Origin of the sequence: Dysgonomonas sp. GY75 (assembly GCF_015234155.1) — a bacterium.
Lineage (GTDB): Bacteria > Bacteroidota > Bacteroidia > Bacteroidales > Dysgonomonadaceae > Dysgonomonas > Dysgonomonas gadei.
This window is the reverse complement of the sequence record NZ_JADCLQ010000012.1, coordinates 800,612-814,688: the sequence shown is the minus strand read 5'-3', so window position 1 is coordinate 814,688 and position 14,077 is coordinate 800,612. Positions and strand designations below refer to the sequence as shown.

Sequence of the window (14,077 nt, the reverse complement as noted above, 5' to 3'; positions counted from 1 at the left end):
TATTTCCATTAATAACCATCATTACGTACCAAATTCGGATTTTTTCCAATTTCTCCGCCCGGTATTTGTTCATAATACCATCTTCTTTCGAATGTCACTGTACGGGCTATGGTTTCTACCTCGTTCAGGTATATCCATTTGTCTTCATTCAGTACATAATAAGGAAGTAAGGTATGTCCGAATTTCCCATTAAGGAAATCGATGTCGGCCACTCTCCAACGACGCAGGTCGAAAAGACGTTGGTTCTCGAAGCACAGCTCACGAGCACGTTCGTCACGGATATATTTCAGGTTTTCGTCAATGGCGAATCCGTAGAGCGACGTACCTATATCTTCCGGGTTGGTTACCATTTCGTGAGGATGAGCGCCGGCACGTGAACGGATTTGGTTCACATATACGAATGCTTCTTTTTTCAGATTGTTGTCATTTCTCAGCGTACCCAACTCATAAGCGGCTTCCGCCCAGTTGCAAAGCACTTCTCCGTAACGGAATACTTTCCAAGGTTGTTTACTGCCGAATAATACGCGGCTGGCGGCAGCGGCAGCGGGGTCTGTATACTTACGAATAAACGCTCCCGAACGGGTATATCCTTCGTCGCCAAGTCCTTCACCCAAGCCGTCCTGTCCACTCACTCTCACCATTTTACCGCCAATATTCCGGCTTTCGCCTGCCCGCTGGGCTCTGATACGATATCTGTCGGTATAGTCGTTGCGGCTTCCTCCAATCTCGGCAGTGCCGTCAGCTGCTGTTCCCGGATATTCTGTATAAACACCTGCCTGGATGTCTGCCTTTTTGCCGGAGCCTGGTTCAGTCATTCCGGTGAAGTAGAAATTAGCACGGCAGCGAGGTTCCATTTCCCCGTTATTCCAAAGCTCTTCCGGACTGTCGAAACGAACCGGTTTGCCATCTGCGTCGATGATGGCAGGCATCTCATACAATTTCATGAGTTCCCATGTCGGTTGCAAAGCCGCTCCTGCCGCTCCACCGCCAATCATACTCAAAGGCAACACCATTCCGTCCCAGCAATGGAATAAACTTGTATCCCAAATGGCATCGGCCACTGCTGTATATTGTTTCACAAAAATATCCTCGTCTGCCTTATTATCATTCAGGAAGACCTCTACATATGCTTTTTCTTTGGCAGCAGCATCTGCGGCGCCTGCTCCATGCAGCGTATAGCCACCTTCCTGAATAAACTTACAAGCATCGTATGCATATTGGAAAAATTCTTCCGCTTTATCCGCAGGAATGCTCATCAGTCCACTGCTGACAGCCGGACCGCTTACATTGATGTAGCTACCATATTTAGCCGCACATCCGGCATACAACATAGCTCGTGACATCAGGGCGGCAGCAGCGTAGCGATTGGCGCGACCTGGTTCATACTTGCTTTTGTCAGCAGCATTTTCCATCGCAAACTTCAGATCTTCGTAGATAAACTTCCAGCATTCGTACTCTGTATTGCGTGGTTGTAGCAATGCTTCGCCAGCAGTAGGGTTCAACACTTCTTTTACAATAGGTACTCCACCATAGCGTTTCACCATTCCAAAATAATAAAACGCACGCAGGAAGTGAGCTTCGCCCAGGTAAGAATTATATTCTTCTTCGGTCGAATAACTGTCTCTATAATTCGGAAAAACCGCAATGAAATTGTTGATGTCACGGATACGGTCGTAAGGCCAATATCCCCAACCATCACCATAGGATGTACCGCGGCCTAATGCTTCGAGAGCAGCGGAAGCCGGGCTACCCTTTTGTGCTGTCCATTTATTGCCTGTATGCCAACCATCCTGATTGACGGTCGCATACCCCTTTCCACTGCCATCAGACCCTGTATGATTATAGTTAAAGTCTTCGATGGGAAGGTCCTGATAAGTGACAGCGAAATACTTTTTGATACCATTGTCAGAAGTCAACAGGACATTTTCCCCAATGATTCCTTTCGGCTCCAGATCCATGTCATAGCAGGAACCCATGGTGAGTGTTAACGCTGCTATACATATATATTTGAATGTTTTCATATTCTGTCCTTTCATGTTAGAATTTAATTGTAGCACCTACATTGAAGGTGCGGTTCACCGGATAATTATAAAATAAAACACCTTGCTCATCATTATTATTGGAACCTCCCTTAGCCCCCGGACGCTCAGGGTCAATATTGTCCAATCCTGTTATAGTCAATAGGTTGTAGGCATTAAGGTATACACGAAGGTTTTTGATACCCATTTTGCTAATCAAGGGTTTGGGTAGTGTATAACCTACTTCCAATGTTTTCAGACGTATATATGAAGTATTTTTAATACCGGTTGTCCCTGAGCCAAAAGGACGGCCGGTAGCCGGGTAGAGCCCCTCTTCCCATTGGGTATTCGGGTTCCAGGGATCATCTGTCGCGTTAGCTGTATGCCAACGGTCCTTGTAGATATCCAGAATAGCGCCTCCGAATGCACCTACTTCGGCAAATACTTCAGTGTATTGATTGTATACACCTGCTGAGCCTTGCCAGTTCATAGAAAAGTCTACACCTTTCCATGCGGCTCCCATTGTGATACCATAGTTGAATACCGGCAGGTTGTAAGTAGCCACCGGATGGTTGTCCTGGTCGTTAATAACTCCATCACCGTTCCAGTCTTCGTACCAATAGTCTCCCGGCAGCGAACCTTGGCCGTAATTACCTCCGGTAGTGTTATGATAGCGGATTTGATCGTAACTGGTGAATCTTCCCCCTTCCTTGTAGGTAGCCCAGATATCTTTGTTACGACCGGATGTCTGCCAACGACGCCAATTGTCCATTGAGTTTTGTGCCGGAGAATCGATTCTATAATCCCAACGATTCTTCGTGGCTGAAATCTGACCATTTACCCAATAAGTAATGTCGTCTATCTTGTTATTATGTCCCAGACTGATTTCCCAACCGAATGTTTCATCACTTTCGATATTTTCCAAAGGCATGGAAGCACCTACCGTGCCTGGAATAACGGATGTGCTTCTTGCTAACAGTCCGTTCCGGCTACGTTTGAATACATCGAATGTACCTGTGAGTTTTGAGTTCCAAAGGTCGAAATCAAGACCAAAGTCCCAAGTGTCTATGGTGTACCAGGTTAGGTCAGGATTTGGGATAGCCGTAGGCGTTAATCCGCCCATGAGAGCTCCGTTATAAATCCAACCGAGTTTCCTGCCATTCAGTTCATAACCCACTACCGTAGGAGGATAGTTGCCTGCGCCGCCATCGTCCCCCATTCGTCCGTAAGATCCACGCAACTTAAGGTTGTTTAAGTATGAAATCCATTCTTTCATAAATGGCTCCTCACTGATGCGCCAGCCGAGAGATGCTGTAGGGAAGAATCCCCAACGCGACCCGGACGGAAAACGGGATGATCCATCGTAACGGAAAGCAAAGTCTGCTATATAACGGCCTTTGTAGTCATAATTAGCTCTTCCTACAACTGCTTGACGAACCACATCCCAAATACCGCCACCGTCGGAAAACGCTGTTTGGCCTTCGGCTTCACCGTAAATAAGGTACTCACCATCGAGAAGCATGTCACGCTGCCCGTAGAAGTTATCATAGTTATTGTATTGCTCCTCGAACAGCACCATAGCGTTGATGTTGTGATCGCCGAATTTATGGGCATAGTTCAATGATAATTGCATTACTGTCCCATAAGCCGGATCGGTGCGTCGTCTCAGATAACTGTCGGCATTCTGAACGATAGGTTCTATAGTCCCATTTCCTAACCGTTGATACAGATTGTGTGTACGTTTGTATTCTGTATTATTTGTAGAATAATAGTCGTAGCTATAGAATGCTTTCGCATTTAATCCCTCTACGCCCGGAATATCATAAGTCAGGGCCAAAGAACCATTAAAGTTATTCCGTTTTTCGCGGCGGAAACCGGCAAAATCACTGTTGGTTTGAGCTACAGGATTATCCATATAACCTGCTACCGGCATTTGCTCGTTGAAAGCAGGCATACTATGATCGCCATCCAGCCATGCTTCAGCCGTTGGGCGATAGCTCCACGCTTTTTTGTACACTGTCCATATATCGGTGAGTGGCTGGTTCTTCTCATCCATATAACCACTCAACTGTACCGCGGCTTTCAGCCGTTTGGTAATTTGTGCGTCCACGTTGCTTCGGAAGTTCCAACGGTCATAGTTCAGGGAACCGCTTCTGTATGCTCCTTCTTGTTTGATGTAGCCCAGATTGAAGAAATACTTCACTTTATCCGATCCGCCATCCATACTGATGTTGTATTGAGATTGTGGTACATTGTTCTTGAACAACTCATCGTTCCAGTTAGTGCTTTTTTTGCGGCCGGTGCTGTATTCCAGCATTTCTTCCCAGGTATATTGAGGAGTAGTGCGAATGGGATAGTTGCCGTTAAAATCGTTGTATCTCTTTTCGTTGGTCAGCAACATATGGTCTGTCGCACTTGATGTTTCGGGTACATAGAGGAACTGTTGCCAGCCTAAATTGGCAGAGAACGTGATGTCAAACTTGCCGTTGGTGGAATCACCACGCTTGGTTGTAACCAGAATAACGCCATTGGCGGCACGAACACCATAAATAGCTGCCGTACCATCTTTCAATACGGATACGCTTTCTATTTCATTGGCATCCATACGGGAAAAGTATCCTTTATCACGGGGAATTCCATCGACTACGATCAGAGGTTCGCCCATACCGCGGATGTCAATTTTGCTGTCAAAATCCCCTGGCGCCGAACTATTCTGAGAGATGCGCACACCCGGTATCTTACCTGAAAGCATGTTGACCACATTTTCATTCTTGGTAACAGCGATTTCTTTACTGTTTATCGCGGAAACCGCACCTGTAAGTGTTACCTTCTTTTGTGTACCATAGCCTACAACGACTACTTCTTCCAATTCTTTGCTATTTTCCTGTAATGTGATTTTCAGGTCAGTTTTGTCGGCTGTTACCACAACCGTTTGATAGCCAATGAATGAGATTGTCAGTTTTTCTTCTTTCGATGCCTCTATTTTGAAAGTACCGTCCAAGTCGGTCATTGTACCACGGGTAGCGTTTCCATTGACTGTTACAGTGGCTCCGATGACTGGTTCTTCTGAGGCATCAACGACCATCCCCTGAACCATCCGGAGCTGCGCTGAAGCAGGCAATGCCACCAGGAGGCATAAAAACGCGACTATAATAAACCTCCACGAGGCCGACGCGCTTTTTCCATATGTTTTTGAGTTACTATCTTTCATGATATAATTTTAAATTATTAATCGGAAATATGATTTCTATTTGCGATAGAAAGACCTCTCTCCCCATGCGGGGAGAAGAGAGTATTTCATATATGATATATCCAAAAGATTATTATCTTGGAGCAACATCTACTACGTTCTCCGCACTGGTGCGACGGTTGATCCAAAGGAATACCAAACATCCGTTACTAATTGGTTTCATTCCGTAGTCATATTCGAATTCGAGTCCCATACCTACACGAAGAGCCCATCCACCATAAGCTGTTGTTGTTTTGAAGAAACCATCGGATGTGATATTCAAGCCTTTTGCAGTCATGTCCTCACCTGGAAGTCCGTCCCAACCTGTAACAATTTCTCCATTACAATCGGATTGTGCGAGAGCCTTTTTTTCATCATCGGACATCGTCCAGTTCCTGCGTTGTGATTTTGCGATTGATGTTTGGATATTGAACCAATTCAGTCCACGAGAGAATTTTGTGTATTTTTTGCCGACGTTAGTCACTACCAATTTAGTACCATCGCTCATAACTAAGTCCTCCTCTCCCAATTTTACTGAATACGCTTTCAAAGCATTCAGGAACTTCATGCCATTACCATGTACCAAAGACAGTTTGCCTCCAATTAAAGTTCTCGCCAAATCGATGCTGTTTACACCCGGATTCACGATGATTCCTTCACCTTCGCCAACGCCTGTACCGTCAACTCCAGGATTACCGTATTCCATGTGTTCACTGAAATTCACTAATCCACCGTGGAAATCAATATTTGCCAATGGATCAATGACTTTCCAGTATATTTTAGCTTTTATCACATCGTTAACTACGACATTAATCAATACACCGTCAGGTTTTGCATCACCTTCTTTTTTATTAAAGTTTGAACCTGGACGGCCTTGCATTTTCCATGCGCCATTTGCGGTTAGACAACTTTTTAAGAAGTCATACCTATCTTGCACATTACCATTCTGATTAGCTTTCACTCCCAATTCGAAACGCAGGTCTGCCGCGTTAATTGAAGGAAGGGAAACAAGTGTATTGAAGTTGAATTCATTCAGGAAGCTGACAGCATCAGTTTCGGGTAGAGTAGCTGTCCAGAAGCCTGGTGATACTTCTGTTGCGTCAGTAATTGCATTAGAGAAAGTAGGGGTAACAAGTTCTTCACTATTGAAAGAATAGTCGTCGGAAACTTTTACGGTAAAGTAATTGGAGCTGATAGCCGTAGTACCGTTGATAGTCATATAGATTGCCACGGCATACGATTTGCTCGCTTCTACACCAAGAGCTTTGATAGGAACTTTAATGAAATCGCCCTCAAGCGTTACATCGCCGTCGACTTTGAACAAGCCATTGCCTCCTACTTTGAGTTGGTGGGCTTCTGCTATATCGAAAGTGGCACTCTCTAAATTAGCGGAAGTGATAGCCGGTGTAGCCAAAAAGTTTACGGTAATGCTTGTATTACCTATATTGACGATACCGTCAGTAGTTTCAGGACTGTAAATTAATGAATTTACGGCAGAACCAATAGGAAGTACATATTCAGTTTCATCCACAGTAATAATTACATTTTTCTCATTTTTTTCTACAGTAATATTTGCTCCGCTACCGGTACCCGGTTTAATTGTAATAACTTTACCATCACTCAAAGTTAAAGTATAAGTGCCATTGGCTTCTTCTACCTTTACAATGGTTGCACCGGTTGTCATTGCATTTGACAGCTGATCTTTGAGATCTGCAACTGCAACTTCTAATACTGATACTCTTGATTTCAGGTCATCGACGTCTTCACCACATGATGAGAAAATACCTGTTGAAAAAAGCATGACTCCACATAGGAGCACATTTAAAAATCGTTTGTTCATACATAAATAGGAGTTAAATGGTTTATTCATAGATAAATAAGGATTAAGTTAAGTGATAACTTTTGTTGTGAAATCTTTATCTTTTATTTAAGTAATTTCTGAAAAACAAATATTTGCGTGGAAAACTATACGAAGTTTCCAAAACAAGATTTTATAAGCCGAAAACAGGTTGTTTCCGCTTGTATTTTTCCCTGGAATTATTGCTCATAGATTGTTATTATAATCGTTTAGGTTCGAGGATTTGTATATCAAATGGATTAGGCCTATGCTGTCTTACACCTATGGTTATATAAATATACACGGATCCGGATCTTCTTTTGTGTTCAAGAGGTATTTAATGTATTTTTCATGTTTATATAATTAATTTTAATAGTACTTGAGTGTAGGCAAATTTATATAACATATATTAATATTTTTCTAAAAATAACATTAATAGAGCCATTAAAATTTCTATAATTTAGGCTTTTAAACCTTTTATTCATAAGGGTTTCATTAATTCAGGAGATAACTGATGCTTTTGAATATGGAAGTAAATTAAATAATGAGAATAGGGATTAAACCGATTCGGTATTTTATGAAAGTTTATTAATTATGCCAATCAGTAGTTCAAGTAACTATTGTAGTATAAAATTGTTCTATTTTTATCTAACGCGCCGTCCGGCTTGTTTTTCATTTTGCCTTGATGCAAAACGAAACAAAAAATCAAGGCTGCATCCCTCCGGTGACCCAACACCGCAGCTCCGGTGGGGCAAAATAATACGGAATTATCTATAGACGGATTATCAGCCGTGTATAGCAGCTATCCTATTTTGCCCTACACCTCCGCTTTACGGATTGGGTACCCCGCCTGCGGAATGAGGCCGGAATCGCAATGCGGCGACAAGACAGGGTCTTTTCAGGCTTTAGCCCCGCGTGCGTCAGCCCTTGCGCATTAGTGACGCAGGCGGGGTACCCAATCCGTTGCAGGCGGCGTAGAATCAAACGGGGCTATAGCCCATGTGTTTGATTCAGCCGACGAAACGGTTTTGGGTCGCCGAGGAGCGAAGCGCTAGCCTTTTGGTTCGTTTTGGGCAATGCCAAAATGAACATTTAAGCGGAACGAAGTGCAGCTGAAAAAAATAGAACATTAAATCTCAACTACTGATTCGCATTAATAAATTAATACATGTAAATTTGTTAAGGTCTGGTATTGTAAGCTTCTCTTCTTTGGCTGGTGACGAGGCAGGTACGGATAATAAAGGTATAATAAGTATTACGTTTGTTGATCTTGACATGTTAGATAATATAGCTTGAAGATATAATAAGAGGTGGATAACATTTCGTCTTAGCCGAATGTTTATCCACCCCCATTATGTGCGTATAGAAAAGATTATCTATGAATAGATATCTCTTTTAATCAATTATGTAATCATTTCCTGTTATCTCAAACTGAGTTTCGACAAGAGGTAATTTTTCCGCACTTGTTTTTGTAGGAGAAGTTCCTCCGATATATAGCTTGCTTTTTCCTTTAGTCATTTTTAATACACCATCTTCGTCTGCCAGAGCCATTTCTCTTGGCGATAATTTGAATGTTACACTTTTACTTTCTCCCGCCTTCAGGGATATCCTTTCGAAGCTCTTCAGCGCATATAACGGTAATTGTCTGTTTGTACCGTTATTGTCGTGGGATATATATAGTTGGACTACTTCTTCTCCATCTGTCTTTCCTGTGTTTTTTACAGTGATGGAAACTTCCATGTTTTCACCTGCTTTTATACTTGCAGGCATTTGTATAGGGGAGTATTCAAACTTGGTATAGCTTAATCCATAACCGAACGGATAAAGTACCTGTCCGTCAAAATAACGATAGGTTCTGTTCTTCATTTCATAAGAATTGAATGCAGGCAGGTCGCTGTCTTTTGTATAGAATGTCACAGGTAATTTTCCCGAAGGGTTATAATCTCCGAAAAGAACATCTGCAATGGCTGTTCCTGCATCCTGTCCCCCATACCAGGCATTTAATATTGCAGGTACGTTTTGTGATTCCCATTCGGCAGCGATAGCACTTCCGGTCATCATAACAAAGACAGTCGGAATTCTTTCTGCTTTTAACGCCTGCATCAGTTCTGTCTGTATTTTCGGCAGTTTTATGCTGGTACGGTCACCTCCTGTAAATCCTTCTATTTTGACAGGCATTTCTTCACCTTCCAGTTCCGGAGATATACCTCCGGCAAATATGACTACGTCCATTCCTTTCAAACGTTTGGCCAGAGCTGCGATTTCCTCTTTGCTGTTTTCCGACGGTTTTACAAAGTCAATACCTTTTTCATAAATCACCTCTGTATTTTTCAGTTTGTTCTTGATAGCTTTGTAAGGAGTTATTATCTGTGTAGGGAAGCCATTGTAGTTACCCAGCACTGATACTTCATTGTCTGCATTAGGTCCGATAACAGCTACTTTCTTCAACTTCTTACTTAGCGGTAGAAAGTTATTCTCATTCTTTAATAACACGATTGATTCTCTCGTTATTTTAAGGGCTAAATCCTTATGAGGTTGTGATTCCAGTACCGAAAGTGGAATTTTTGAGAATTTTACATCTTCTACAGGATCGAACATTCCCAGTCTGAAACGTATTTCGAATAGGCGCTTTAAAGATATATCTATTTGTTCCTCTGTAATAAGCCCGGTTTTCACGGCATCTACAAGAGCTTTGTATGCTTCATTGCCGCAGTCGATGTCAGTTCCGCTATATACCGCATCGGCAGCAGCGTATTTAGCATCAGGATGTGTCTTATGATGACGGTAAAAATCGTCGATAGCGCCGCAATCGGATGTTACATATCCTGTGAAGCCCCATTTATCTCTCAATATTTCCTGCATTAGCAGATTGTTCCCGCAACACGGTTCTCCGCTAAATGCATTATATGCACACATCACGCCTGCTACTTTAGCATCTACAACCAAATCGCGGAATGCAGGAAGGTACGTATCCCACAAGTCGAATGTGGTAACAAAGGTGTTAAATGTATGGCGGGTATTCTCCGGGCCACTATGTACCGCATAATGTTTTGCACAGGCGGCAGCTTTTAGGTATTTGGAGTCGTCACCTTGTAGTCCGGCGACAAATGACTTGCCTAAAGCCCCTGTCAGGTAAGGATCTTCTCCATATGTTTCCTGCCCGCGTCCCCAACGAGGATCACGGAATATATTTACATTAGGAGTCCAATATGTCAGACCATGGTATATAGAATAGTTTCCTTTTGCCGAAGCATCATTGTATATTGCACGTCCTTCGTCAGAAATAGCATTTGCTACATCTTTTAGTAACCTGGCATCCCATGCAGCAGCCATCCCTATGGCTTGGGGAAAAACAGTTACTTTGTATTCTGTGCGCCCAATGCCATGCAGGCATTCGTTCCACCAATTATAAGCCGGGATGTTGAGCCGTTCTATGGCCGGGGTATTGTTGAGCATTTGCAATACCTTTTCTTCTAAAGTCAGACGCGATACCAAATCAGATACCCGTTTGTCTGTAGACAGCTTTGTATCGTGGAAAGGATATGGCTGACCGAATATCAGAGTGCCCGAAAATGTAAAAAAAATGAGAATTAAGAGTACCTTAGTTTTCATGATAAAGATTTTTTAAGATATTTATTAAATACAAAATAAAGCAAAAGGCATTAATAAAAGCTGAAATCAAACATTAATGTTTCTATTAAAATAGGATTAATATTCTATATTTTAAAAGAATGAGACTAAAAATAGGTGATTTATCGGAAAACTAAAATCTTTTAGTTGGAATAAAAAAAGAAATAGATTATTTTTACAATCGTTAGCTTCTGTTACAGTTTTAAAAATACAATTTATCTTCCACAAAAAATCTAAATGAAAAAACTATTCTCTACTATTTTATTTCTCTTCTTGTCAGTATTAATCAATGCTGCACAACCCGATAGTATAGATTATGGTTTATATATAAAGTCATTCCCGTTCAATGATCAGGAAAAAACATCCCTGATACTGGAGAATAACCAACCGATCAGGCTGCACAATGAGACAACCATGACATTTGATATGAGCGTACGCAAAGACAATGTGTTTGGGGTTGTGTTCAGGATGATTACGGATAAGAAAGAAAATATAGACTTATTATTTACAGTGGGTGAGGGAGATAAGCGATATCCGATGCTTGTGGTAAATGAGTCTGTCTACATGATTTCCAAAGAAATAATCTGCGATGAATGGCTATCGGTAAGTATAACGTTATCGTCAGAGAAAAATGAAATCATTGTATTGTATGGGGAGACTAAATTATCTGTTCCTTACCAGATATCACGTGCCAATGAGGTGAAAGTCTCTTTTGGCCTATGCCCATTTGAAGGATATATGTTATATGATATAGCATCGGTGAATATCCGGGATGTAAAAATATTCAATGGTAAAAACCTACTGAGGCACTGGAAATTGGAGAAACACGATGAAAAGCACAGTCCCGACTCTGTAGCCCAGGTACCGGCAGTAGTTACAAATCCACGATGGATCATAGATATTTATGCAACTTGGGAAAAAATCTATTCGAAACATATTAAAGAGAATTCATTGTTTGCCTTCAATCCGAATCAGGGGGTAATTTATATTGCTTCCCCCGATTCTAAAGAGCTTATCACTTTCGATGCCGATAAAAGGAAAGAAAATATAATAGCTGTGAAAAGCGGAATAATAGCTGCCAATGCTCCTAATCAGTTATTCTACAACCCTGTTTCGAACAAGCTATTTTCCTATAATCTCGATGAGAACATAGTATCCGTATTCAATCCGGTTTCCGAATCGTGGGAAAACAATACAAAATCGCTTTTGGAACATGCCTACTGGAATAACTCAGTTTCTTTTTCGCCTTCCGATTCTTCATTGGTGTCTTTTGGAGGTTATGGCTTTTATAAATATAACAATGAATTACTCCGTTTAGACCCGAGCCGGAAATCTATAAAAAAGTCTACTTTGCCAGATATTTCCCCCCGGCATTCTTCTTCAACCGTTATTGTAAACAATACCTTGTATATCTATGGAGGATGGGGTAATAAAACAGGACGACAGGAATTATCTCCCCGTAATTATTACGATTTTTATTCGGTTAATCTCCTGACAGAACAGACAAATAAACTGTGGGAAATGGAGACGCCGGCACCCGAGTTGGAATTTCTTCCCGGTGAGAATATGATTTATGATGAGAAAGAAGATTGTTTTTATGTATTTACAAGCCAAAATGGCGGCACATTAATGAGGCTTAAGAAAGATATTGCGGGATTTGAAGCTATGTCTTTTCCTATACACGAAGATCTTACGGCTCACTATTTATATATGAAGCTATATTATTCCAAGGCCGATAATAAATTTTATCTATTGATAAATAAAATAAAAACAGATAAGTCGGCTGAAGTTGCGATTTATTCACTTAATTATCCGCCAATCGCTCTAAGCGAGATACAGGTTACTCAGCCAATAGAAGAGCCGGCTTCGCCATCTTCCGTGTGGATGATTGTTGTAATAGCTCTGGGACTTATATTTGTACTTATTCTTCCGATCTATTTTTTAATTAAAAGTGGAACATTTAAAAGAAAAACCGGAAAAAAGATAATGGCTCCATCTCAGCGCATTATAACATCTGCTGTAAGTGAGACAAAAGTGAAGGAGCCCGAGGTTCAGTACTATGATTTCTCCCGGCGATCGGTTTGTTTTCTTGGGGGCTTCCTGGTAATGGATAAAAATGGACAGAATATAACAGGCCAGTTTACGCCGATGCTGAAATACTTGCTGGTGTTGCTCATTCTTAGTACAGAGAGGGATGAAAAAGGTATATCGGGGAAGAAGCTGATTCAGTTGCTTTGGTTTGATAAGAATGAAGAGTCTGCTAAAAACAACAGAAACGTCTATCTTAGTAAGTTGCGTGCAATACTCGAAAATGTAGGAAATGCAGAAATTATAAACCAAAATGGCTTTTGGAGTATAAAATTGAATGAAGGTATCATGTGTGATTATACAGAGGCGATGCGGTTGTTTGGTATAATAAAAGAAAATGCTTCACCCGATCAGACAAATATAGACAGGCTGCTCGAACTATTGCTTAGGGGAGTATTGTTACCAAACACAGAAGCTGACTGGGTAGACGGATTCAAAAGTGATTTTTCTAATATGACAATAGATATATTGACCGAACTATCGCAGAGCAATTATTATAAGCTCACTGATGACCTGAAACTTAAGATTGCCGATACTTTATTCCTCCACGATTATATAAATGAAGAAGCATTATACCTCAAATGCTCTATATTGTTCAATTCGGGTAAGAAAGGAATTGCGAAAAGCATTTACGACAATTTCTGTAAAGAATACTATAATCTGCTGGGCTCGAAATATAAGTACTCCCTTACAGATGTTATAAGCCGGAATAATATCGAAGATTGAGTCTCCTTTTCCTTCTTAACTAAAAATAATTTTATCTATATGTTAGCTGACAGCTTTTAGCAGTTGGCTGATAGTTCTTTGAAAGATTAATGGCCCCCAAATTGGCTCCGCCGAACGTTGTTTCCCCCACCTTACAGAGAGAGTAAAAAGTAATAGGTAGAAATAGTGTTACCTTTGTTACCTTTTTAAGTAGTAAGTATTGAGTAGTAAGTATGAAGGAGTTCTAATTATTAACTGTTAACTGAAAAGTTACCTTTTATATAGTGTTCTTTGTGTAAACCTTTGTGTCCCTTGTGGTAAAGAGTTTTAACCACTAAGTACACGAAGGGAGTCACAAAGGGCACAAAGGCTAAAAACTGTTACTTTTGTTACTTTTTAACTATGTATAGTTAACGGATGCAAAGATGACTAGATAAAAACAAAGGAAAAGCTGTCAGATGTGTCAGATTTTAACTGAGTATGGTTAAAAAATGTAAATATGATGATAGGTTGGACTTTGCCCCCTTAGCATCTTTGCGAGAGAATATTGTTAACTGAAACAAGTGTAAC

General features: G+C 41.1%; 5 protein-coding genes. 1 reads left to right on the top strand and 4 read right to left on the bottom strand.

The window, feature by feature from the left end:
• Positions 1-8: 8 nt before the first annotated feature.
• The 4 genes from IR083_RS08925 to IR083_RS08910 form a co-directional block, all read right to left on the bottom strand.
• On the bottom strand, positions 9-2,021 hold the full coding sequence (locus tag IR083_RS08925; RefSeq protein ID WP_194224004.1) for a RagB/SusD family nutrient uptake outer membrane protein: 2,013 nt from the start codon (positions 2,019-2,021) through the stop codon (positions 9-11).
• 16 nt (positions 2,022-2,037) lie between these two features.
• Positions 2,038-5,229: a SusC/RagA family TonB-linked outer membrane protein gene (locus IR083_RS08920; protein WP_006798875.1), complete on the bottom strand. Its 3,192-nt coding sequence runs from the start codon at positions 5,227-5,229 to the stop codon at positions 2,038-2,040.
• A gap of 112 nt (positions 5,230-5,341) precedes the next feature.
• A complete protein-coding gene (locus IR083_RS08915; RefSeq protein ID WP_044215529.1) occupies positions 5,342-7,087 on the bottom strand; it encodes a PL29 family lyase N-terminal domain-containing protein in 1,746 nt (581 codons plus the stop codon).
• Between the two features lie 1,392 nt (positions 7,088-8,479).
• Complete coding sequence (locus IR083_RS08910) at positions 8,480-10,696, bottom strand: glycoside hydrolase family 3 C-terminal domain-containing protein (protein ID WP_194224003.1); 2,217 nt, start codon at positions 10,694-10,696, stop codon at positions 8,480-8,482.
• Positions 10,697-10,951: 255 nt separating this feature from the next.
• Between IR083_RS08910 and IR083_RS08905 the strand changes: the two genes are divergently transcribed.
• Positions 10,952-13,528 (top strand): hypothetical protein, encoded by a 2,577-nt coding sequence (locus IR083_RS08905; RefSeq protein WP_194224002.1) that lies wholly within the window; start codon positions 10,952-10,954, stop codon positions 13,526-13,528.
• Positions 13,529-14,077: the final 549 nt, after the last annotated feature.